The organism is Treponema sp. TIM-1 (assembly GCF_046533115.1).
Lineage (GTDB): Bacteria > Spirochaetota > Spirochaetia > Treponematales > Breznakiellaceae > JAIRMO01.
This window is the reverse complement of the sequence record NZ_JAJQRC010000029.1, coordinates 1-22,441: the sequence shown is the minus strand read 5'-3', so window position 1 is coordinate 22,441 and position 22,441 is coordinate 1. Positions and strand designations below refer to the sequence as shown.

General features: G+C 55.2%; 19 protein-coding genes. 5 read left to right on the top strand and 14 right to left on the bottom strand.

The genetic code is table 11. The annotated features are described in order from the left end of the window. Together LQZ21_RS10700 and LQZ21_RS10695 are read left to right on the top strand one after the other, a co-directional pair. A complete protein-coding gene (locus LQZ21_RS10700) occupies nucleotides 1-840 on the top strand; it encodes a carbohydrate ABC transporter permease (protein WP_411044326.1) in 840 nt (279 codons plus the stop codon). Nucleotides 841-1,134: 294 nt separating this feature from the next. Continuing rightward, complete coding sequence (locus LQZ21_RS10695; protein ID WP_411044325.1) at nucleotides 1,135-3,456, top strand: B12-binding domain-containing radical SAM protein; 2,322 nt, start codon at nucleotides 1,135-1,137, stop codon at nucleotides 3,454-3,456. A 53-nt stretch (nucleotides 3,457-3,509) separates the two neighbouring features. Here the strand turns inward: LQZ21_RS10695 and LQZ21_RS10690 are convergent, their stop codons facing one another. The 8 genes from LQZ21_RS10690 to LQZ21_RS10655 form a co-directional block, all read right to left on the bottom strand. Next, nucleotides 3,510-5,342, bottom strand: coding sequence for a cyclic nucleotide-binding domain-containing protein (locus LQZ21_RS10690; RefSeq protein ID WP_411044324.1), 1,833 nt, complete (start codon nucleotides 5,340-5,342; stop codon nucleotides 3,510-3,512). A 91-nt stretch (nucleotides 5,343-5,433) separates the two neighbouring features. Further along, a complete protein-coding gene (locus tag LQZ21_RS10685; protein WP_411044323.1) occupies nucleotides 5,434-6,468 on the bottom strand; it encodes a polyamine ABC transporter substrate-binding protein in 1,035 nt (344 codons plus the stop codon). 67 nt (nucleotides 6,469-6,535) lie between these two features. Beyond that, nucleotides 6,536-7,141: a hypothetical protein gene (locus LQZ21_RS10680; RefSeq protein WP_411044322.1), complete on the bottom strand. Its 606-nt coding sequence runs from the start codon at nucleotides 7,139-7,141 to the stop codon at nucleotides 6,536-6,538. A 316-nt stretch (nucleotides 7,142-7,457) separates the two neighbouring features. Next, nucleotides 7,458-8,225: an amino acid ABC transporter ATP-binding protein gene (locus LQZ21_RS10675; protein WP_411044321.1), complete on the bottom strand. Its 768-nt coding sequence runs from the start codon at nucleotides 8,223-8,225 to the stop codon at nucleotides 7,458-7,460. An 11-nt stretch (nucleotides 8,226-8,236) separates the two neighbouring features. Further along, nucleotides 8,237-9,205 (bottom strand): glutathione S-transferase C-terminal domain-containing protein, encoded by a 969-nt coding sequence (locus LQZ21_RS10670; RefSeq protein WP_411044320.1) that lies wholly within the window; start codon nucleotides 9,203-9,205, stop codon nucleotides 8,237-8,239. Between the two features lie 35 nt (nucleotides 9,206-9,240). Next, entirely contained in the window at nucleotides 9,241-10,398 is a 1,158-nt protein-coding gene (locus LQZ21_RS10665; RefSeq protein WP_411044319.1) for a trans-sulfuration enzyme family protein, read from the bottom strand. A gap of 34 nt (nucleotides 10,399-10,432) precedes the next feature. Further along, entirely contained in the window at nucleotides 10,433-11,161 is a 729-nt protein-coding gene (locus tag LQZ21_RS10660) for an amino acid ABC transporter permease (protein ID WP_411044318.1), read from the bottom strand. 81 nt (nucleotides 11,162-11,242) lie between these two features. Then, nucleotides 11,243-12,049 (bottom strand): transporter substrate-binding domain-containing protein, encoded by an 807-nt coding sequence (locus LQZ21_RS10655; RefSeq protein ID WP_411044317.1) that lies wholly within the window; start codon nucleotides 12,047-12,049, stop codon nucleotides 11,243-11,245. A 339-nt stretch (nucleotides 12,050-12,388) separates the two neighbouring features. Here LQZ21_RS10655 and radA point away from each other — a divergent pair, with 339 nt between their 5' ends. Continuing rightward, on the top strand, nucleotides 12,389-13,822 hold the full coding sequence (gene radA / locus LQZ21_RS10650; RefSeq protein ID WP_411044316.1) for a DNA repair protein RadA: 1,434 nt from the start codon (nucleotides 12,389-12,391) through the stop codon (nucleotides 13,820-13,822). Nucleotides 13,823-14,190: 368 nt separating this feature from the next. Then, nucleotides 14,191-14,484: an RNA-binding regulator gene (locus LQZ21_RS10645; protein ID WP_411044315.1), complete on the top strand. Its 294-nt coding sequence runs from the start codon at nucleotides 14,191-14,193 to the stop codon at nucleotides 14,482-14,484. Between the two features lie 87 nt (nucleotides 14,485-14,571). Here LQZ21_RS10645 and LQZ21_RS10640 read toward each other — a convergent pair whose 3' ends face one another. The 6 genes from LQZ21_RS10640 to LQZ21_RS10615 form a co-directional block, all read right to left on the bottom strand. Continuing rightward, nucleotides 14,572-14,955 (bottom strand): hypothetical protein, encoded by a 384-nt coding sequence (locus LQZ21_RS10640; protein WP_411044314.1) that lies wholly within the window; start codon nucleotides 14,953-14,955, stop codon nucleotides 14,572-14,574. Beyond that, entirely contained in the window at nucleotides 14,955-15,353 is a 399-nt protein-coding gene (locus LQZ21_RS10635) for a hypothetical protein (protein WP_411044313.1), read from the bottom strand. Before LQZ21_RS10635 ends, LQZ21_RS10640 begins: the two co-directional genes overlap by 1 nt. A 28-nt stretch (nucleotides 15,354-15,381) precedes the next feature. Next, complete coding sequence (floA, locus tag LQZ21_RS10630) at nucleotides 15,382-16,374, bottom strand: flotillin-like protein FloA (protein WP_411044312.1); 993 nt, start codon at nucleotides 16,372-16,374, stop codon at nucleotides 15,382-15,384. Nucleotides 16,375-16,491: 117 nt separating this feature from the next. Then, complete coding sequence (locus tag LQZ21_RS10625) at nucleotides 16,492-18,084, bottom strand: NfeD family protein (protein WP_411044311.1); 1,593 nt, start codon at nucleotides 18,082-18,084, stop codon at nucleotides 16,492-16,494. A gap of 431 nt (nucleotides 18,085-18,515) precedes the next feature. Further along, nucleotides 18,516-20,018 (bottom strand): L-arabinose isomerase, encoded by a 1,503-nt coding sequence (gene araA, locus LQZ21_RS10620; protein WP_411044310.1) that lies wholly within the window; start codon nucleotides 20,016-20,018, stop codon nucleotides 18,516-18,518. 61 nt (nucleotides 20,019-20,079) lie between these two features. After that, on the bottom strand, nucleotides 20,080-21,678 hold the full coding sequence (locus LQZ21_RS10615; RefSeq protein WP_411044309.1) for a xylulokinase: 1,599 nt from the start codon (nucleotides 21,676-21,678) through the stop codon (nucleotides 20,080-20,082). Nucleotides 21,679-22,017: 339 nt separating this feature from the next. Here LQZ21_RS10615 and LQZ21_RS10610 point away from each other — a divergent pair. Then, nucleotides 22,018-22,441, top strand: a 424-nt coding sequence (locus LQZ21_RS10610; RefSeq protein WP_411044308.1) for a helix-turn-helix domain-containing protein, incomplete at its 3' end; no start/stop codon positions are given.

The following is a 22,441-nucleotide window of genomic DNA, read 5'->3' as shown; positions in this document are numbered from 1 at the left end:
ATGGCGAAAGGTTCGATCAAACGGCAAAATCTGAATACCCCTTCCCATGTGGTACTCGTCATCTGGTCCGCCATTGTCATCTTTCCCCTATGGATAATGGTGATCAATTCCTTCAAAGACCGGCTTTCGATTTATCAGAGCCCCTTTGGGCTTCCCAAAACATGGAACATCGCCAACTACGGCGCGGTACTGGGGGACAGCGATTTTTTGGGCTATTTCAAGAACAGCCTGGTGGTAGTGGTCCTCTCCCTCTTCATCCTCGTTGTGGTCAGTTCCCTGGCTTCTTACGCCCTGGCGAACTGGCGGGGAAAAATCTCCCGGGGCCTCTACTTTTTCTGCATAGCCGGGATGATGCTCCCCATCAAGATCGCTTCCATCAGGATTTTGGAGCTGGTCCGTTCCCTGGGGCTGCTCAACACCATCTGGTCCCTCATCCCCATTTACGTCGCCATGGGGGTGCCGGTGGGGATCTTCGTCCTTACCGAATTTATCCGGGAGATTCCCCGGGAACTCACCGAGGCGGGGATCATAGACGGGGCGGGCCGGCTGCAAGTTTTTGCGTGGATCATCACCCCCCTGCTCCGCCCGGCCCTGGCAACGGTGGCTATCTACAACCTGGTCCCCTTCTGGAACGATCTCTGGTTCCCCCTGATATTCATCACCGACGAAGGGGCGAAAACCGTGCTCTTGGGCGTAACCCGGCTCTTCGGCCAATACCAGACCGACTGGTCCAAGGTGCTGGCGGTGCTGACCCTTTCGGCTATTCCCGTGCTGGCCCTCTATCTTATGATGAGTAAGCAGTTCATCAAAGGCCTTACCGCGGGCGCGGTTAAAGGGTAAGGATGGCATCAGGCTAAGGTAAATCCACAAAGGGGTGGAATCGTTTCCGGGGGGGCCGATACTTCCGGCAGGTATGAAAATAGTATATATATGAAGTATGAGCGCCGAGCCCAATGATTTTCCCTCCCGGGCGCCGGATTGTCTTAAGTGTACCTATTTTAAGGTTACCTGGGACCCGGCCTTTCCCCGATCCTGCGGGATTTTTGGTATAAAATGCCGGAACCTGCCGTCGGCGGAGGTTTATAAAAACACCGGCTGCCATTGTCCCGTGTTCCAACCCAAGAAGGGATTGAAATGAAGGGTAAAACGCCGGGACTGATCTATCTTGTCCAGCCTCCCCTGGTGCAGCTCAACGCCCCGTACCCCGCGCCCTATTACCTCAAGACTTTTTTGGACGCCCGGGGATACCGGACCCGGGTCCAGGATCATTCCATCGGCCTTTTTGAGGGGATCTTCTGTAAGACAGGGCTTGAAAAAATATTTACCGATGCCCGGCGGATCTATCAAAACCGCGGCAGCCCGGATGCCGGGGAAGGGTTTGTACCGGATTTGAGCAATCCCTATATCTTGTCTCAGACCGAACGGTTTTTATCCGAGGAAGACCGCTGGCTTGCCTGTATCGGCCGGCTGGTGGGTTTTCTGCGGGGCCGGGATCGGGAATGGGGCCACCTCCTCTCCCTGGCAAACGGGGTGCTCCCCGGGGGGCCCCGGTTTGACGCCTGCCTGGCTTCCCTGGGGGGGAATCCCCCGCCGGACGCCGCCCCCCTCCTGGCAGGCAAGCTCCTTGCGGACCTGGCCGATTTTATCGGCTCCGTCCTGGACCCTTCCTTCGGCCTGGTCCGGTATGCCGGGGCCCCGGCCGCGGCATACCGGGATTTTTCCGCGGTAAAGGACAGCCCCCGCCGTTATATCATGGCAGAATTTTACCGGCCCTTTTTGGAAGCGGTCTGGGATCTGGTGGCCCGGGAGGTGGGTCCGGGGGAAACCATGGTCCTGGTCATCACCATCCCCTTTTCCGGCTGCCTTGCTGGGGCCCTGACCTGCTCGGCTTCGGCCAGGGGGCGTTTTGGGGCGGCCTGCACCGCCATAGCCGGGGGCGGGTACGTGAACACCGAACTCCGCTTCCTGGAGGACGAAACCTTTTTCGACTATTTTGACTACCTCTCCTTTGACCGGGGCTATGGTTCCCTGGAAGCCATCCTCCACCGGCTCGAGGGCCGGGGCGGCGGCCCGGACCAAGCGGAACCGGTCCTGTACAAGACCTTGTACCGTGCTTCCGCGGATCGCCGTATCATCGGTTCTCCGGACCGCCCCGGCGGGGACGATACTCCGGGGCTGCGTTTGGACCGGGAAGCGTCGCGGACCGTGTTTCCCGACTACGGGGAGGTGGATTTTAGCCGCTACCTATACCCGGTGGACGAGGTCAACCCCATGCACCGGCTCTGGTCCGACGGGCACTGGCTCAAGGCCTATCTGGCCCACGGCTGTTATTGGCACTCCTGCGCCTTTTGCGATACCGCCCTGGATTATATCCGGGAATTTGCGCCGGTAGATACCGGGGCGCTTTTTCGGCACCTCCTGGATCAGGCGGAAAAAACCGGGGTCCGGGGGGTCCACCTGGTGGACGAAGCCGCGCCGGCCGCTTCACTGATAGCCTTGGCGGAATTGAATATTCGGGAAGGGCTTCCCCTGGTTTTTTGGGGAAACATCCGGTTTGAAAAGGACTTTACCCCGGATACCGCCGCTTTCCTCGCCGCGGGGGGGCTCCTGGGGGTTTCCGGGGGGATCGAGGTGGCTTCGGAGGCGGGTTTCCGGCGGGTCCGCAAAGGCCTGGGTTTGCCCGAGGTGATCCGGGCCGCGGCGGCCTTCAAGGAGGCGGGGATCCTCACCCACGCCTATCTCATCTATGGATATTGGGACGAGACCCCGGAGGAGATCATCAATTCCGCGGAGATCCTGCGGCGGCTTTTTGCCGCGGGTCTCTTGGACTCCGCCTTCTGGCACCAATTCATCCTGACCCGCCATTCCCCGCTGTATGCCGAATGGCAGCGGGGCCTTCATCCGGGGCTGAGGGTATCGGACCCCCGCTCCTCCGGTCCCGGGGGCAGGGGGAAAATTTTCGCCCTGAACGACCTCTCTTTTGCGGGGGAGGAGCGATTCAACCGTTTTGCCGAACCTCTGGACCAGCTCCTCGCGGCCTGGATGGCCGGGGATACGGCCCGGCCCGTGGAAGGGGCCTTTCCCTTCAGGGTTCCCTCCCCTTCGGTGCCCCCCGGGCTTGTAGCGGACCTGTTGGACGCCTATGCCCGGGACCGGGACGAGGAGCGGGGGGCCCTTCCCCCGGAGACCGGCCGGGTTTGCTTTTTGGGCTCCCGGCCCCTGGAGGAGGATTCCCCGCCGGGGCCATCCCTATTCTGGCGCTGGCGCCTCTCGGCGGAGCGGCTTTGCCTGCCGGCATCGGCGGGAAAGGTAAAAACCCTTTTGGGAAAAGCCTCCCTGCCCGGCCGCCTGAGCCCCGCCGCCTTTTACCGGGAACTGGAAGGGCTCGTCGGCAGCGGACAGGTCCGGGGGGTGTGGAAAAACCTGCGGAACCGGGGGCTGGTGATTATTCCTTGACCGCTCCGGCGGTAAGGCCCTCCACCACGAATTTCTGCCGGTCCCGGACGCGGCTACCGGAACACATACCCTGCTATCCCATAGGCGAAAAATGCCAGGCTCGCAATCATGATCACATAGGGCAGCTTGGCTTGGTAATAGGTGATGGGGTTAATCCCCAGTACGGAGCCGATAAAATAACTATCCCCCAGGGCAATCTCGTTACCGATCAGGCCCGCGCCGCAGACCGCGCCGATATAAAGCCCCGCCTGGCCCTGCAGGGAGGCGGCAAGTTCGAGGGCCAGGGGGATGCCGATGGCATACATGGCCCAGGGGTTATCCAGCAGCGCCCCCGCCAGGGTACAGATGCCAAAGATCAGTGCCGGAAGCACCCATGCCTGCCCGCCGATGAGGATTTTAACCATTTCGTTGAGCCAGTGGGCAAAGCCGATGTCTTCTATACCGGCGGCAAAACTTTTGCCCACGACGAACATAAGGATGGGCGCAACCATACTCTCAATACCATAAACAACGCCGTTAAAAAACTGACCGGGGGTCATATACTGTTGGAAACAGTAAAGAAAAAACATAAAAATTAACGCGACGATTATGCCGCAGGGGACGTTTACCCCAAAAGAGCCTGCCTCCAGGGAACCGATTATTATGGAAGACAGGATAAGAACCACCATGGGTAAAACCAGGTTGAACATACGTCCCCGGTATTCCTCCTCGTCCCCCCCCGTATTTTCGGTCCCCTCGGGCCAGGACGTCCCCCCCTCTTTTACCCGGATCACCCCTTTTTTAAGGGCGCCGACCGGGGGTATTTTATTGAGGGAAAGCAACAGGACAAAGCCAATGGTCAGGAACGCGGTAAAATTAAAACCAATGGACGAAATAAAGATCCCTTTTTGTCCACCGCTTATGGCGATCATCCCCGAAAGATACAAACTCGTCAGGGAGATGGGACTGATGATACAGAGCGCCATTGGGGACATCCCCATAACCAGGGCGGATCTTTCCCGGCATAGGCCCTTCTGATCCGCCAGGGGCCTAAAGCAGGCCCCATTGATAAGAATATTTAAGTATTCATCCAGGGGCATAAGCACCATGGTACAAAAGGAAGCAAACAGGGTACCGTTGCCGGTTTTAATCTTCCTTTCCACCACGGATTTAAGGGCGTTGATGCTTCCCGAAGAGGAAAAAAGACGGGTCAGGGAACCCATCAGCACCACCATCAGAATAAGATCCGCGGTTTCATTGGTGGCCGCGATGATATACCCGGTAAAGACACCGATAAAGTTGAGTTTTGCCAGCATGATCGTAATATACAGCAGCGCCAGGATGATTGATTCCAGTACCCGTTTGCTTATGATGATATAAACTACCAGAAAAATAATGGGGGAACAGAGCCATACCGGATGGATCGGCCCCGTAACCGGATCGGGACAAAACAGGAGGACATTAAAAAGCACAAAAAAAACGAGGTAATAATTAATAAACAGGGAGAAAATGGTTGCCCTGCTTTTACGGGCCGGTTTGTTCAAACCCCGCCGTGAGTTGATAAGCCTGACGAGTTTCCGGTACTTTTCCGTTGCCTGTTCATAGGTATTTTTCAAAAAAATACCGTAAATCTTGGGGTAGTTCCTGGCTAATGCGTGGAGATGTTTCGCGTCAAGCTGAAACAGCAGAACCGTTCCCCGGGCCTGGACATCGGCCAGACGTTTATCACCGGTTAGCGCGGCATATTCCCCAAAGTACTGCCCCGGAGACAATTCATTGATCAGTTCCCCCTTTTCCCCCCGGACATTCAGGACCCCATCCTCAATAAAATAGAGGGTCGTCGCATGGGATCCCGCCCGGCAAACATAACTATTATGGTTATAACATTTCAGAACCAGGCGGGACATGATGAAATTCAGGATATGCCGTGACTGTTCCGAATCATCCAGTTTGAAAAAATTCCGAATATAGTCACGGGTTATATATTTGGGTTCCACCTTATTGGTTCAATGCCGATCTGAAGGTTCTCCATATCCGGACATGGGCGTTTTCCGCCTCCTGACCAAGGTTCTCGATCATTTCAAAATCATTGAAATGGGGTAATATAAGGTGCTCCCTATATTGGGGATCAATATAGGGTTCCGACGCCGAATAGGTACAATAATACCCGCTGTATTCAAAACACCGCGCTCCCCGCTCGGGGTCCAGAATATAGTTAAGAAAAGCATACGCCCCTTCCGCATTCGGCGCCCGGCGGGGAATAAATGCCGCCTGAATGCCAAACCCTATCCCTTCCGAAGGGTAAACTTCCTTAAACTGGGGATTGGACACCCGCAGCCGGGTTACCTCCCCGGTATACATCACCGCCGCGGATATTTCCCCCGAGAGCATCGCCTGGTCCAGATTAAGGTCCCGGAATATCCGGATATTCGGTATGAGGGCGTTGAGTTTGGCCCCCGCCGCATTGATATCAGCCACATTTTCGGTGTTGTAACTTTTTCCCAGGGCCTTAAGGGCCATCCCGTTGATAACCCGGTAATTCGCCGTGATCCCCAGCCGCCCCCGCAGGGCGCTGTTCCATAGGTCCCCAAACCCCGTAATGTTCAACTTCACCTTGGCGGGATCGTATACTATCGTCTGGATCCCCGCCCCGTAAGGAACCGTATATTCATTATCCGGATCATAGAACTGATACTGAAACAGGGGATTGATATTGGAAAAATTTCTCATCCGGCTCTTGTCCAGCTTCCGGGCCAGGCCCTCGGCCACCACAAATTCAATGATGTAGTCGTCGGCAATAACCAGATCGTACTCCCCGCCTTCGGTGATTTCCAGCTCGGTGAGCATATCCTCGTTAAATTCAAAGGTTTTATAGACCACCTCAATACCGGTGGCTTGCTTAAATCCGTCGATGATATCCTGGGGGAACATATCCTCCCAGGTATAGAGGACCAGCCGCTTGTTTTGGGCAGACAACGGGGTTAAGGAACATACGGCGAATGCCAGGAGCATCCATAATCGAACTTTTTTCATACCCTTCTCCTTTCTGTATTGAAACGCGCGGATGTAATACCCTGCACCCGAGCCGGGGCGGGACCGCTTATTCCGTAATGGATACAATCCTTACATTGCCAAAGCTATCTATCCCCAGTCGTTCGCCGAGGGCATCGGAAATTTCGACGATCCGGCTTCTGGAAGCCCTAATCCGGTACAGGACCGTAGCAACTGCCTCCCATCCGTTGGTCAGGTTGGTTATCCGGATCCGGCTGCCCTCGGGCAGGGACGGGTGGCCCACGGTAAGCTGGGTCCCCTCATCTATCCGCATGGCAGCCCCCTCCTGGACAAGGTCCCGATCCGTTGTCCGGTTTACCAGGGTTCTGGTGGTACGGGGAATTACTTCGACCCGCAGCCGGGTCCATCCCGCTATGTTCATCTGTAATAGATCCGCGGCGGGAGAAGCCACATCGACCAGAAGCCCCAGATCCTCCCGGATCCGTCCCCCAACCTTTACGATAACTTCCTTATTATTTTCCATATTAGTAACTTTTAATTGGGTTCCAAAGGGAAGGCGGGGATGGGAAACCATTAACGCGGCGTTCCGGGCCCTATACCAGGAGCCCAAGCCTTCAAAAACCCTTCCCTGTTGGGCTGTGCAGGGTATTATCATGACAATAAGGGACACCCATAAAAACATCGCTTTCTTCATATCCTTACCTCCTGCAATATGTATGTTATCGGGATTCCATAAACTAATTCTTAATAAACTACCAAAAACTATAAATAACTCTGTTCGTTTTGACAAGCGGTTAGTAACTAATTTTGTCAAGAATATTGGGTCCTTCCAGTATGCGGGACAAAAGGTAACGTCCCAGCGACTGAGGGCTGCCGTCAAACGGTACCAATTCCCCAAACCGGGCTCTCAGCTCCCAACGGCTGCGGCGGGGTTGTTGATTTTCAACATTATTTTCGCATAGCATGTGTCCGTTTCATTCCAGTGCGTTTCTCGTCTTTATAGACAGACGCTAAATAGTATAGCTCAATTCCGGGCGGATCCGTTTGAGGAATTGTTTGGTTCGTTCTTCCCGGGGCCTAAAGATGATTTCCTCCGCCGGTCCCTCTTCTATCGTTACTCCGCCGTCCATAAAGATGATGCGGTTGGCGACCTCGGCGGCAAAGGCAATTTCGTGGGTAACAATGATCATGGTGACGCCGTCTTTCGCCACATTTTTTATGACCTTAAGCGTTTCTCCCACCAGTTCGGGGTCCAGGGCCGATGTAGGCTCGTCAAAAAGGATCACTTCAGGATTCAGCACCATGGTCCGGGCAATCGCCACCCGCTGCTGCTGGCCTCCCGAAAGCTGCAGGGGATAGGCGTCATATTTATCCTCCAATCCAACCCGGGCCAATGCCGCCGCCGCTGTTTTTCGCGCCTCTTTTTCGGGGACCTTTCGGGCGATTACCAAGCCTTCCATCACGTTTTCCAAGGCGGTTTTATGCCGGAACAGGTTGTAGTTTTGGAATACAAAGGCGGTTTTCCGCCGGATTTCAAGAATCTGCTTTTTGCTAATGCCGTGAAGGTTTACCGCGGTTTCTCCCAGGACAAGGGAGCCTGAATCCGCCCGCTCCAGGATGTTAATGCACCGCAGTAACGTTGTTTTACCTGAACCGCTGGGACCAATGATCACCAGGACTTCGCCTTCCCGGACAGTCATACTGATGCCTCGCAAAACAATATTATTGCCGAAGGATTTATGGACATCCTCAAGGCGTAATTTTATGTTATCGAGCATACTGGCCTTCCTTATTTTCCTGACAGCGGAATTCGATCTTGGGGCTGCTCCCAATCGGTTATGGGCAAAGCCGGAACAATTCCACGGTAAAGCAGGTAGGCAAAATTGGAATAGTAGGTTTCTTTGATGTAATCAAAACGGCTGCCTTTTTTGAATGCCGGAATCGCGTAGAGTTCCCGGGCATAATTCCAAAGATTCGGATAATCGATTAAACGGCGGCGGTTTGCCCGGAATAGGGGATAATAAACCAAATCGAACCTGAGGAGGCTTACCCACAGGCATATATCAGCCAAGGTAATGACTTCTCCCAGGAGATACCGGCTGCGGGAGAGGCGATCTTCCAGGGCGTCCAGCGCCTGATACAGGTTTTCTACCGCAGCGTCATAGGATTCCTGGGTAACAGCGAAAGCCGGTTCATAAACGCCATAGTTGATTTTTTCGGATATCCAGGGGAGTAGTTCTTCTATTTTCTCCCGTAGCGCCGGGGGATAAATATCCCTCCCGGTGTTTTTCAATTTTTCAAAGACTGTGGAAAAATCGTGGATCGTGTCATCATAGCGGTTATTGATCAGCCTGGACGTCTTTCTATCCCACACGGCGGGGACAGAGGGGACCCCCTTAAAGTCCGGGGCGGTACTCAGATACGCATCCCTCAGCAGGGTAAAGCCGTTTACCGGATCAGGCCCGGTACGTTCCCGAAAGGCCCACCCCCGGCCGTCCCGCAACGGATCAAGATAGGAATAGGACACAACATTTTCTAATCCAAGATAATCAATGATTATCTGTACCCGCTGCGCCCAGGGACATACGTATTGCAGATATACATGGTAGCGCCCGCTTTCAGCAGGGTATGACTCCGTTCCTATCCGTTCGCCAAAACGGAAGGTTTCTTCCTCACAGGACGCGACGCTATCGCTGAAGGCTGAATAAGCGCCGTATTTTTGTTCATCAATGGGACTTGCGTATCTTACTTCCGACATGATTTTTCTCCTTAAAAAAAATTGTACTTTTCATATTAATCACTGTTTTTCCCAATACTTTTCTTGAGGGCCTGTTCCAAATCCTCAATCAAGTCATTTAAATTTTCGATACCGGCGGAGAGGCGGATCAGATTATCCGTGATCCCCGCCTGTTTCCGCTGTTCCGGACTAAAGGTGGCGTGACTGCCGGTAGCTGGATGCTGGATCAGGGTTTCTACGCTTCCCAGACTCGCACCGGGGGTTATATATCGCAGGGAATCAAAAAATACGGCGATATTATAGGCGGGGTTGAGCAGAAACGAAACCATGGAACCGGGGCTTTTTGACTGCCGCTGATTAATCGCATAGCCCGGATGTTCCGCTAGACCCGGATAATAGATTTTATCAATCCCGGGATTATTCTGCAGAAACTCCACTATCTTTCCGGCGTTTTCCACCTGACGGTCAATGCGGACCGACAGGGTTTTAAGCCCCCGGACAAGCAGATAGATATCAAAAGGCTGCGCAATGCCCCCGGCCAGCCGCTGGTACGCACCGATTTTTCCCGCCAAACCGTCATCGTTCGTGGCCGCTGTTCCGGCGATCACATCGCTATGGCCGCTGAAAAATTTGGTGGCGCTTTCCACTACAATATCCGCGCCGAGTTCAAGGGGCCGCTGCAGGTAAGGCGATAGAAATGTGTTGTCTACAATAGTAATGATACCCCGTTTTTTTGCCGCTCTGGAAACCGCTTCAATATCGGTGATGTCAAGTAGCGGATTAGACGGGCTTTCAATAAGAACCGCTTTTGTTTTTTCGTTAAAGGCCCTTTCCAGTTGGTTCAGATCGCTCATATCGATAAGTTCATAGGAAAGGCCAAAGTCCTTAAAAAAACCGTCCAACAGGGCAACTGTTCCGCCGTATACGTTTTTAGTTACCAGCACCTGGTCGCCGCTCTTCAGAACCGCCAGGGAAGCGGCGATGGCGGTCATCCCCGAGGAGAAGGCAAAGCCGTGTTTAGCCCCTTCAAGTTCGGCGATTAAGCCCTCCAGATATGCGCGGGTCGGATTGTTCCCCCGGGAATACCCGAATCTCTCCCGTTTGCCAAATTTTTCCGACCGGTAGGTAGTGGTAAGATAGATAGGCGGAATCACCGCATTATAGGTTTTATCAGGTTTCTCATGCCCGTGAACCAATAAGGTCTGAAAATGCATAGGGCTCCTTCCTTACAATATGATAGATTAGCCTTTAGGCCGATTTTATTTCCGTATGCCCGGGAATCCTCAGTTTTTTCTCTATCCGCCTCATGAGTTCCTGTACCGCCATACAAACGGCCCAGTATATCAGGGCTACCACCACAAATACCTCAAAGTAACGGTAGGTTCTGGCGCCTATCAGTTTCGCCGCGGACATGATATCGATCACCGAAACGCAAAAAGCCAGAGACGTGGCCTGGATGGTACTCATCAGGCTGTTGCTCAGGGTCGGTATCGCCACCAAAAGAGCCTGTGGCAAAACGATGCGTTTCATCGTCTGTATGCCGGTAAGCCCCACCGAATAGGCCGCTTCGATCTGCCCCTTGTCGATGGATTGAATCGCCGCCCGCAGGGTCTCGGAGCTATAAGCACCGCAATTAAGGGAAAAAGCGATGATGGCAAAGGTGGTAGGCTGAAAACTGCTTACCACCACATCGGGATTCCCTTGCAAGGTATTCAGTATAAGAATACCAATAGGGATACCGTAGTAAGTAAGATATATCTGTACCATAAGGGGGGTTCCTCGGATAAAGGAAATATAAAAATCCGCTATCTGAGCCAACACCGGTATACGCCGGATCCGTATAATCGCGATGAAGAAACCGATTATCCAGCCCATCAGCGTAGCGGAAAAGGCAATCCAAAGCGTTAGAGGCAAACGGCTGAGAATCTCCGGAATTGAACGCAGCATATATTCCAAACTGAAAAACCGGTCGATCATAGGGCATGGCCTCTCTCGTTATCTCAAATTTTTACGCCGGCCCTTGTCCCGATCGGTCAAGCTGCCGGCTTAATTTACGCTTTATCGTGAATAGTCGTAATCAAAATATTTCAGAGAGATAGTAGAAAGCGTCCCGTCGGCAATGATCTCCGCAAGGGCCGCGTCCCACTTCCGCTGTATCTCCTTGCTCGATTGGGAGAAAAGAAAGTAAGAACGGGTCGGCGCGATTGCCTCCTGTATCTCATCGGGTAAAACGATGATGTTGAATTCCAAGCCCGTTTCTTTGATGACATTATTGACTACCACCAAGTCGGTCACCCCAGCGTCATATTGACCGGTGGCAACTCCGGCAACCTGTACCGGCACCTCGGTTTCGGAAACAATAAGATCGATCTGGGCGTCAGGATGTTCTTTGTTATAGGCTTGCAAATAGAGGGAATGGGTATTGCCGCCTGAGCCGATGGGAACCTTTTTACCCACAAGATCGTCGATGGTTTTAATATCGGTCCGGTCTTTTCGTACCACAATGACGATACGGTTTCGCAGGTAATACTCATCGGAATACAGGTATTTTGCCGCCCGTTCCGGAGTTTTGGAAAGGTTGTTTACCACTACTTGGTATTTGTTGGCGTCCAACCCGAGAAACAGGGCGGGGAATTCCGTTTGCTCCCATTGCAGGCTGTATCCAGCCCGTTTGGCGATCTCATTCGCCACATCTATATCATATCCGACCAGGGTTCCGTTGGTTTCAACCCATTGGTAGGGTTTTGGCCCCCCTGCGCCGGCGATACGGATTACATTTTCGGCTTGTTCCTTTTTGCCCGCGGCGGCAAGGTTCATAACGACAGCGGCGGCCATTACCGCCAGGACGATGATCTTTTTCATCATAAAGACTCCTTCTTTGACGATGCTTAATTTACCCTACGGGAAATTCATACTAATACTATGTTATTAATATGAATTTGTCAAGCCCATTACCTCATGGATGTCAATGACCAATAGAATATCGGTCCTTGCAGCATGCGGGACAAAAGGTAACGTCCCGGCCCGGTCAAAGGGCCTATTCCCCGGAGCCCGTCATGATTTATACTGGAGGCATCCCCAAACCCAGCCGGATTGGGAACAAGTTCGGTTTCAGCCCGACAAGGAGTCGCCATGCTTTATCTTACCTACGAATATTGTTTTTGGCCCCAGGGGGGGGTGAAAGCACCGGAGATCCAGTAACCCATGAAAAAGCAACGGACCTTTGTTTTTAAGTGTTCCGCCTGCGGCCACGAGGAGCCCAAGTGGCTTGGCCGCTGCCCCGAATGCGGGGACTGGAACACCCTCATCGAAACCGCCGTATCCCGGCTCCCCGGTCCCGGCCCGGGGACCAAGGGGAACCGTCCCCCCCAGTCGATCCCCCTGTCCGCGGTGGACCCCCAGGAAGGGGGCCGGATCGGCAGCGGTATCCCCGAGCTTGACCGGGTTCTGGGCGGGGGTATCATGAAGCGATCCGCCATCCTTGTCGGGGGGGAGCCGGGGATAGGAAAGTCCACCCTGCTGCTCCAGGCCGCGGCCGCGGCGGATACCCGGGGGAGGATCCTCTACATCTCCGGGGAGGAATCCATGGGCCAGGTACGGATGCGGGCGGATAGGCTGGGCCTCTTTGCGAACGGCGGCGGCGATCCCCCGGTAAAACGGAATTCCCCCCCCGGAAATACCTCCCGGATCGAGTTATGTTGTACCGGGAAGCTTGAGGATATTGAAACCATCCTGGAGGCGGTCAAACCGGTGATCGTCATGGTGGATTCCGCCCAGACCCTCCACACCGCCGAGGTTGGGGTGGTGCCAGGCACCATAAATCAGATGAAGTACGGCGCCTACGAGCTTATTTCCTGGGTCAAAGAACACGACGCCGCCCTGTTTCTGGTGGCCCACGTTACCAAGGAAGGGATCATTTCCGGCCCCAAGACCCTGGAACACATGGTGGACACGGTCCTTTACTTTGAGCAAAACGACGGGGATTGCCGTTTTCTCAGGGCCGCCAAAAACCGCTTCGGTTCGGTGGACGAGCTCGGGATCTTCACCATGGGGGAACGGGGCCTGTCCGTGGTGGAGGACCCCTCCCTGCTTTTTTTGATCAACCGGGAGGGGGAACTGCCCCCGGGGGTCGCTACCGCCGCGGTCCTGGAGGGGAGCCGGACCCTCCTGGTGGAGATCCAGGCCCTGACGGTTCCCGCCAAGGGTTCCATGAGCCGGGTTTTTTCGGATCGGATCGACTCCGCCCGGGTCTCCCGGGTTGCCGCCACCCTGGAGAAACACCTCAAGCTCAGGCTGTCGGATCAGGACCTCTATATAAACGTGGCCGGGGGCATCCGGATCGCCGAAGTGGGGGTGGAACTTGCCCTGGGCTGCGCCCTTTACTCCGCCAGAACCGGCCTTTCCCTGCCGGGCCGGGTGGCCATTGCCGGGGAACTCTCCCTGGCCGGGGAAGTACGGCCGGTACGGCGTCTGGGGGGGCGGATTAAAACCAGCCGGAGTCTGGGGTTTGAAACCTTCCTGGGTCCTGCCGCGGATGCCCAGGACCGGCCTAACGAAAAGCCGCCCCCGGTCAGTGAGACCGGAAAGATCATCGCCGTGGGGGATTTAAAATCCGCCATAGGGGCCCTTTTTTCCTGATCCTTCCGGAATACCCCGTTTTTTTCAATTTTTTCAATAAAATTCTACAAAAATTTATAAAATAACAAATAATACCTTGACGTGCGGCAAAAATTAGGGTACTGTATTTAGTGACAGGAATATTTTTTGAGTGTCTTTCATAAAAGCGGTTCTCTTAGTAGTCCGCTGGTCTCTATAAGACCGATGATTGCGTTTTTCTTCCCTGGTTGTTCTATTCCATGTTAAAAGTTTTTTTGCATCCCCCTTCTTCTAAAAAGGAGAAATGGAGTCGCTCATGTTGATGGGCGTGAATAACAGCGTGCCTGGACGCGGTAATCGGGAGTTTAACCATAAACTTCCGGTTCAATCCGGGTGAAGGAATTTTCTCAATGGCCAAGAAATTGTATGTCGGTAACCTCTCTTACAACACGACCGAGGATGGTCTGCGCAACCTATTTTCAGATTTTGGAAGTGTGGCTTCCGCGAAGATCATTTTTGATCGCGAAACCGGCAATTCTAAAGGGTTCGGATTTATCGAAATGAGTACCGATGAAGAAGCAAACGCCGCCATCGCCGGTACCAACGGCCGTGAATTTGAAGGCCGTCAGCTTCGGGTAAATGAAGCAATGGACAAACCCCGCCGGGACCGTGGCGCGGGGGGCGGTTATAACAGTAACTGGTAATCCCGCAGGTAATTGCGGGGTTTAACCGCCGTTAATGCCCAAAAGGGGTCGTTTTTTGAAGCGGCTTCGTTAGTGACCCCTTTGTTTTTATTTCAGTTTTCCGACGGCTAAAAGCTCTCCCATTAAAGCGGTGAGGGTATCTATATCTATCTCCTCAGAGGCGTCTTCCAGGGTTTCCTGTATTTCGGTCCAGTCGTCTTCATCCAAATCCAGGGTGTCGTCGAATTCCCCCAGAAAAAATGCCGCGATGTTCCCCACTTTTTGCAAAAGTTCCGGTTTTTTGCCCTGGATCCGTTCCAGGATTCTGAAACAGAGGTCCTCCGCCGCCGGTCCGCCGATCACCCCTGTCAAGAGCCGGGAAAATTCACGGATCAGGTGATCCGCGGTTTCCCGATCCAGGGCAAGCTCCGAAGACGGTTGGGATCGTTCTATTTGGGCTAATTGAGAAAAAAAATGATCTACCGGGCGCATTAGATACCCCGGGGGGGCTCCCCGCGGCCCCCCTGCAGGGCCTTGGGGGGACCCATAATCTCCGCCAAAACCACTGCCCGCTTGAGGGCCGGAAGGTAGTTGAGGTTTTCCGGGAAGCCCCTTCCGGCGGTCCGGAGCGGGGCCGGGGCCGCCGGGGTTTCCGGAAACAGCGGCGCCGAAGCGGGAATTTTGCTTACCCGGGGAGGCTCCTTCCGGGGTTTCGGCGGCTTTTCCCGGGGGGCCGGTTCGGCCGGCTCCGGTTCGACCGTTTCCAGAACGGCCCTGGCAGCGACGGGGCGCTTACGGACCTGCTTGTTCCGCAGCCCCCCCAGGATACGAAACAGGACAATGAGAATAATCGGAAGATATACAAATATATTGTTAAAAACTTCATCCATCCTGATACCCTCCCTTTAGGACCGGTCCCTACTTATCCGTGGGAGAGGAGCCCCCTATGGAAGTCCGCATATCCGTATCGGCCTGGATGTTTTTAAGCCGGTAATAATCCATTACCCCTAAATGGCCGTTTTTAAAAGCCTCCGCGATGGCCAGGGGGATCTCCGCCTCCGCCAGAACCACCTTGGCCCGGTTTTCCTGAACCAGGGCGATCATCTCCTGCTCCTTGGCCTGGGCCGCGGCCCGGCGTTTTTCCGCCTCCGCCTGGAACCGGCGTTTGTCCGCCTCGGCCTGATCCGCCTGGAGCTTGGCCCCCACATTGGCCCCCACATCAATATCAGCGATATCAATGGAGAGGATCTCGAAGGCGGTCCCCGCGTCCAGTCCTTTTTCCAGTACCCGTTTGGAGATGGTATCGGGATTCTCCAGCACCGATTTATAGGATTCCGAAGAACCGATGGTGGTGACGATCCCCTCGCCCACCCGGGCAATGATGGTCTCTTCGGTGGCGCCCCCCACCAGGCGCTCAATATTGGCCCGCACCGTGACCCGGGCCTTTACCTGGAGTTGGATCCCGTCCTTGGCCACGGCGTCGATGGTGTGTTTCCCCTTGGAGGCGTCGGGGCAGTCGATGACCTTGGGGTTGACGCTGGTCCTGACCGCCTCAAGCACGTCCCGGCCCGCCAGATCTATGGCCGCGGCCCGCTGGAAGGGCAGAGGAATGTTGGCTTTATTCGCCGCCACCAGGGCGCGGCTCACCTTCATCACGTCCCCCCGGGCCAGGCAGTGGGTTTCCAGCATATCCGAGTCCACCTCGATCCCCGCCTTGGAAAGCATGATCCGGGAATCCACGATTACCCCGGCGTTTACATGACGCAGCCACATCCCGATGAGTTTTCCCATCCCGACATAGGCCCCGGAGAGAAGCGCCCTGAACCAGAGGCCGAAAAAGCGGAAAAATAAAAGCAAAAAACCCAGGGCAACGATCCCAATCAGGACTATCACAATAAGCGAACCAAACATAACAACTCCTTCAAATTAAGTAAAATACTATAGTGAGAAGTTAAAAGAGAGGAATTAAGAGAAAGGAGGGAGGAGGGGAGGAAAATTTTTTACCCCCACCGCTTCCCTGTCCCGTTCCTAAGTCCTCAGGATTTTCTCCTCCCGTTTCTCTTGTACCACAATCCGGTTTCCCTGTACCCGAATGACTTCGACGGGGCTTCCCGGTTCAATAAATACCCCATCCCCTTCCACGGTATAAAAGCGGCCCCCAATTTCAACCTTTCCCGAGGGACGGAGGGTGGAGGCGGCGATACCGGTTTTACCCAGCAGGCCGCCATAGTCCTCGCCCTCGTCCGTTTCTTTTCCGGGCAGCGCACCGGGAATAGGCCCGGCGGACCTGATGGGTCCGGAGGCGGTCCCGGTGATCCGGGTTTTAAGGGTCAGGCCATCGAAAATTTTGATCCGGGGGCCCAACAGCGCGATGACCGCGATCGCCGTAATGGCCGCCAGGAGGCCGGCGCTTACCACCACCGCGTTCCGGCCCAGGAGGCCCCACTCCCATTCAAACCGGGGGATCACAAAGTCCTGCATGGAGAAGAGCAGGGAAATACCGATCAGGACCAGGCCGGAAATGCCGGCAACCCCAAAACCGGGGAGGATAAATATCTCCACCGAGAGCAGGCCGATACCCAGGAGAAAGAGGATGATCTCCAGGGAGTCTACCCTGCCCAGGAGGGCGCTGGAACCGAATACCGTAAGAAAGGCGATGATCGCCGTTATGCCGGGAATGCCGAATCCGGGGGCCTGGATTTCCATGAACAACATCACGATCCCCAGGATGATCAAAATTGTCTGCACCGGAGCGGATGTTAAGAAGCTGAGGGCCGAGTCGGCCGTACTGGGGATACTTTCGATGACGGGCCCTTCCACGCCCAAGGCGGCGAGGAGGGCGGCCCGGTCATCGGCAAAGCCCCGGGCCAGGCCGAAACGGCAGGCCTCCCCGGCGGTAAGGGAGAGAAGCTTTCCCTGGGGGGAGATCACCGAGAGGCGCTCCACCGGCGGTTCCTCCCCCTCGAAAGCCCCCTGTTCAAGCCGTTCCAGCTCCGTGAAGGTCAGGGCCTTTACCTCACCGTTCACCGAAACTTCCCAGAGTTCCACATCCAGGTCCACCATGGCCAGGGCTATTCCCTGGGGATGGCCGTTCCGTTCCGCCAGGGCCGCCATTTGGGACCGGACCGCCGCGACGGTTTTTTCCCCCACCGCATCGGTGGTCCCGTCCGCCCCGACGGTTACCGGCGCCGCCGCCCCTATGGAGGTTCCCTGGGCCATGTAGATCCGGGAACAGGCCAGGGCGATCAGGGCCCCCGCGGACCAGCTTACCCCCATGGATTCGTCGCTGTTTTGTACCCAGGCAATGGTTTGGGCTTTTTTTATCGACGTAATAAAGGAAGTTATCTGCAAGGCCGAATCCACCCGGCCCCCAAAGGTATCGATTTCAAATACGATAAAAGCGGCATCCCCGGCCAGGGCTTTCCGGACCTCCCGGCGTACAAAGGCCGTCATAGAGGGTTCGATATCCCCCCGGATCGGTATGATCCAAACCTTTCCCGCGCCGCTCCCCTCCGGAACCGTCTGAGCCGGCACGGGCCCCGCCGCCACGAGGGCCCAGACAAGACAGAGGATCCGGAAACTGAGGGTCCAGGGGTTCAATACTTTTTTAATGGTTCCCATGATTTTCGCCTTTCCCCAGGCAGACAAAACACCCGACCTGCTTCTACGGGTGCAAACGGAAATAACTTGAGCCGGCCGAGTGGTTCCGCCGCTTCAAAATAGCAAGTTTAAAAAGAACCTCAACGTTATCATCTTAGACGATTACGCGGGGAATGTCAAATCCCGCAATCCTCAGCGTAAAATAACCACGAACCACTCGGACCGGAGGAAGATAATTAACCACAAACCTCACGAACACCACGAACAAAGAGGAAGAAATCACCACGAAGGCGAAGAAGGCGAGGAAGGAAAGAAAAGAAGAAGAATTTAAGAGAGGAGTTAGGAGTGAGGAATGATGTCGCCTTTGCGCCTTTGTGGTGAATTTCTTAAATTCCGTTAAAAACATGACTTTCAAATGAAAGTCATGTTTGTCCTCGTGGTTCGTGGTTTTATCAGTATTTTCGGGACGACCAATAGGCTTCGCCCCACCGAAGTTCATCCCGCAGCCTTGACGGTTTGGTATCCTTATCGATAAGGACAAATTCAATGCCCGTCATTTCCGCCCAATCCCGAAAATACTCCGCGGTCAGGGCGCTGGTATACACCGAATGGTGGGCGCCGCCGGCGATGATCCAGGATTCGGCGGCGTCCCCCATGGAGGGGTGGGGTTTCCAGAGGGCCCGGGCCACCGGGAGTTTGGGCATGGTGTTTTCTATTTTAACGGTTTCGATTTCGTTGGCAATCATCCTGAACCGGTCCCCCAGATCAACCACGGTGACCAGGACCGCGGGCCCCGGGGCGGCGTCAAATACCATCCGGGCAGGATCGGCCTTGCCCCCTATCCCCAGGGGGTGTACCTCGATCCGGGGTTTTTCCCCGGCAATGGAGGGACACACCTCCAGCATGTGGGCGCCCAGGGCCGTTTCCCGGCCCGGTTCAAAGTGGTAGGTGTAATCTTCCATAAAAGAGACGCCTCCGGGAAGGCCCGCGGCCATGACCTTGGCGGAGTGGACCAGCATGGACTGTTTCCAATCCCCTTCGGCGCCGAAACCGTAGCCCTTTTCCATAAGCCGCTGACAGGCCAGGCCGGGAAGCTGGGGAAGGCCGTGGAGGTCCTGGAAGGTGGTGGTGAAGGCCCCGGCGTGTTCCGCTTCCAGCATGGCGCCCAGGGCAATTTCGATCTTGGCCTGTTCTATCATGGCGGTCCGTTTGGGTCCGGGACTCCGTAATTCCGGGGCGAGGTCGTAGGAAGCCTCGTATTCCTTTACGATTTTTTCCGCTTCCCCGTCGCTTACCTGTTTGAAGCGCTCCGCCAGATCCCCAATCCCCCAGGTATTGACCTGCCAGCCGAATTTGATCTGGGCCTCCACTTTGTCCCCTTCGGTGACCGCCACTTCCCGCATATTATCCCCCAGCCGCAGGATCACGGAGCCGATGCCGTCGAGCCGGGCGGCGGCGGCCCGCATCCATACGCCGATACGGCGGCGGATTTCACCATCCTGCCAAAAACCGGCCGCGACCTTCCGGGGCAGCCGCATCCGGGCGTAGATGTAGCCGTGTTCCCGGTCCCCGTGGGCGGACTGGTTCAGGTTCATGAAGTCCATGTCGATACTTGCCCAGGGGATGTCCCGGTTGAACTGGGTATGCAGGTGGAAGATAGGCTTTTTGTTGACCCCCAATCCGCCTATCCACATCTTTGAGGGGGAGAAGGTATGCATCCAGGTAATGATCCCGGCGCAGGCGGAAGCCGCGTTGGCTTCTTCAAAAATTTTCCGTATGCCCTCCGGGGACTTTGCCACGGGCTTGAGCACCACCCTGCCGGGGAGGACCGGGTCCCGGTCAAATTCCCCGGCCATGATCCGGGCGTGCTCCGCCACCTGCCGTAAGGTTTCTTCGCCATACAGGTCCTGACTGCCCACGATAAACCAAAATTCAAATTGTTTAAGATCAAACATCCCTAACTCCTCCCGATCTAAATTTGAGCTGCTTTGCAGCTCCGGTTTCAAACCAATTCCGCTATTGCAAGTTTTCCACGGCGGCGCTTTCTATGGCGAGGCCCGCCCGGTACCGTTCCATGAATCGCTCGAAACCCTGCCGGTCCCGGACGTCCGGTTTTATTGATTCTCCCCGGTTGCGGGCAAATACCCGCCGGGCAAGAAAATCCTCCAGGGTTTCGGTTTCCCCTTTTTGCCGCCCGTAGGCCGCGAGGAGCGCAATGCCCCAGGCGCCGCCCTCCCCGGCGCTTTCCATGACAGCCACCGGCACGTTCAACGCCGACGCCAGCAGGCGCTGGCCCACGCCTTTGGTTTTAAAGAGGCCCCCGTGCCCCAAAAGCCGGTCCAGCCGGATCTGTTCTTTTTCGGTCAAAATATCCATGCCAATTTTTAGGGACGCCATGGTCGAATACAGGGTGGTCCGCATAAAATTGGCCAGGGTCAGGCTGCTGTCCGGCAGTCGGACAAAGAGGGGACGGCCCTGCTCCAGGGCGGTAATCGGTTCGCCGCCATAGTAATTGTACGAGAGGAGTCCGCCGCCGTCGGCATCCCCCTCCAGGGCCTTACCGTACATGGCGTCGTACAGGGCGGGTTTCCCGACCTGGGCGACGAAGGTTTGCAGGACTTCGTTGAACAGCTTCATCCATGCGTCCAGATCGCTGGTACAGTTGTTGCAGTGAACCATGGCGACGGGTTTTCCCGAGGGGGTGGTGACCATGTCGATTTCGGGGTACATCCGGGACAAGTCTTTTTCCAGCACCACCATGGCAAAGATCGAGGTACCCGCCGAAACATTGCCGGTCCGTTCCGCCACGCTGTTGGTGGCCGCCATACCCGTCCCCGCGTCTCCCTCAGGAGGGCAGAGGGGGATGCCCGCGGGCAAATTACCGTCCGGGTCGATGAGTTTTGCGCCCTCCGCGCTTAGGGTCCCGGCGTTTTCACCGGCAGTCAAGACCCGGGGCAGTATATCCCCCAGGCGTACCTGCAATCCCTCCCCGCGGGTCAGGGCTTCAAACTGCTCCACCATGGTCCGTTGGTATGTTTTAGTTCCGCTGTCAATGGGAAACATCCCGGAAGCGTCCCCAATACCTAAGACCTTCTCCCCCGAGAGTTTCCAGTGCACGTACCCCGCCAGGGTGGTTAAAAAGGCGATGTCCTTTACGTGATCTTCCTTGTTCAGGATAGCCTGGTAGAGATGGGCAATGCTCCAGCGCAGAGGAATGTTAAAATGAAATTTTTCGCTTAAGACCTGGGCGGCCTTTTCGGTGGTGGTGTTCCGCCAGGTGCGGAAGGGGGCGAGGAGGGTTCCGTTTTTATCAAAGGCCAGGTAGCCGTGCATCATGGCGGAAATACCGATGGCCTGGGGCGGGGTAAAGGGAATGTGGTAACGGTCCGTAATCTCCCGGGACAAATTCCGAAAACTGCTCTGGAGGCCCGTCCACACGTCCTCCAAATGGTAGGTCCATATCCCGTCTTCCAGCCGGTTTTCCCAGTCATAGCCGCCCGAGACGAGGGGCACGTAATCTTCGTCGATGAGTACGGCCTTGATCCGGGTAGACCCGAGTTCAATACCGAGAAAGGTTTTACCCGCCCTAATGGTTTCTTTGATCCCTTGTTCCATACAATCAATCCCCTTTATTTTGAAGTTCTTGCTTTAGAATAAAGGTCAAAGGCCACTGCCGACAAGAGGACAAAGCCGATCCCGGAGCAGCAGTTACTTTTTATCGGGGATAGCTTCCATCTTCCTCAACGGCATGGAGAAATCTTCCGGGATTCCAACCGGCTTTGACAAATATTTTGCGTGTTCGTTCACGTTATGGTAACAAACCCATTATATAACGGGAATTTGGGCCTGTCAAGAAAAAAATGAGGTGTTTGTCGTTAATAAGTGATAAGTTCACCCCCTGTAGTAACGAGGGAAACGTTCACCCCCCTCGGGTAAGATAGGAGGATGAAGTATATGATGAGCACGAAAGAGCTTGCCCGACTGATGGTAATTAAGGGCGCGATAGACGGGGCCTACACGGTAACGCAGGCGGCCAGGAAACTCGGTATGAGTACCCGATGGGTAAAGCGTCTGAAAAAAGCGGTGCGGGAACAAGGTGATGGGGCGGTCATTCATGGGAACGCCGGGAGACACCCCGCAAACACGACTGACGAAGGGATACGGAAAAAGATACTCGCCTTGAAAAAAAGCGAGCCATACCAGAAAGCGAATTTCACCCACTTTAGGGAACTGCTGGAGGAGCGCAAGCAGATACAAATCAGCTATACCACCCTGGCCACTATGCTTAAAGCGGCCGGTATTGCCTCCCCCAAGACCCGCCGAAGCGCGGGGGAACGACGGACGATACGGGAACGGCGGGCGAAGGCAGGGGAACTCG

Excerpts from the sequence above, each read along its gene's own strand:
- LQZ21_RS10700 (WP_411044326.1), top strand. The coding sequence starts at position 1 with ATGGCGAAAGGTTCGATCAAACGGCAAAATCTGAATACCCCTTCCCAT.
- LQZ21_RS10695 (WP_411044325.1), top strand. The coding sequence starts at position 1,135 with ATGAAGGGTAAAACGCCGGGACTGATCTATCTTGTCCAGCCTCCCCTG.
- LQZ21_RS10690 (WP_411044324.1), bottom strand. The coding sequence starts at position 5,342 with ATGTCCCGCCTGGTTCTGAAATGTTATAACCATAATAGTTATGTTTGC.
- LQZ21_RS10685 (WP_411044323.1), bottom strand. The coding sequence starts at position 6,468 with ATGAAAAAAGTTCGATTATGGATGCTCCTGGCATTCGCCGTATGTTCC.
- LQZ21_RS10680 (WP_411044322.1), bottom strand. The coding sequence starts at position 7,141 with ATGAAGAAAGCGATGTTTTTATGGGTGTCCCTTATTGTCATGATAATA.
- LQZ21_RS10675 (WP_411044321.1), bottom strand. The coding sequence starts at position 8,225 with ATGCTCGATAACATAAAATTACGCCTTGAGGATGTCCATAAATCCTTC.
- LQZ21_RS10670 (WP_411044320.1), bottom strand. The coding sequence starts at position 9,205 with ATGTCGGAAGTAAGATACGCAAGTCCCATTGATGAACAAAAATACGGC.
- LQZ21_RS10665 (WP_411044319.1), bottom strand. The coding sequence starts at position 10,398 with ATGCATTTTCAGACCTTATTGGTTCACGGGCATGAGAAACCTGATAAA.
- LQZ21_RS10660 (WP_411044318.1), bottom strand. The coding sequence starts at position 11,161 with ATGATCGACCGGTTTTTCAGTTTGGAATATATGCTGCGTTCAATTCCG.
- LQZ21_RS10655 (WP_411044317.1), bottom strand. The coding sequence starts at position 12,049 with ATGATGAAAAAGATCATCGTCCTGGCGGTAATGGCCGCCGCTGTCGTT.
- radA (WP_411044316.1), top strand. The coding sequence starts at position 12,389 with ATGAAAAAGCAACGGACCTTTGTTTTTAAGTGTTCCGCCTGCGGCCAC.
- LQZ21_RS10645 (WP_411044315.1), top strand. The coding sequence starts at position 14,191 with ATGGCCAAGAAATTGTATGTCGGTAACCTCTCTTACAACACGACCGAG.
- LQZ21_RS10640 (WP_411044314.1), bottom strand. The coding sequence starts at position 14,955 with ATGCGCCCGGTAGATCATTTTTTTTCTCAATTAGCCCAAATAGAACGA.
- LQZ21_RS10635 (WP_411044313.1), bottom strand. The coding sequence starts at position 15,353 with ATGGATGAAGTTTTTAACAATATATTTGTATATCTTCCGATTATTCTC.
- floA (WP_411044312.1), bottom strand. The coding sequence starts at position 16,374 with ATGTTTGGTTCGCTTATTGTGATAGTCCTGATTGGGATCGTTGCCCTG.
- LQZ21_RS10625 (WP_411044311.1), bottom strand. The coding sequence starts at position 18,084 with ATGGGAACCATTAAAAAAGTATTGAACCCCTGGACCCTCAGTTTCCGG.
- araA (WP_411044310.1), bottom strand. The coding sequence starts at position 20,018 with ATGTTTGATCTTAAACAATTTGAATTTTGGTTTATCGTGGGCAGTCAG.
- LQZ21_RS10615 (WP_411044309.1), bottom strand. The coding sequence starts at position 21,678 with ATGGAACAAGGGATCAAAGAAACCATTAGGGCGGGTAAAACCTTTCTC.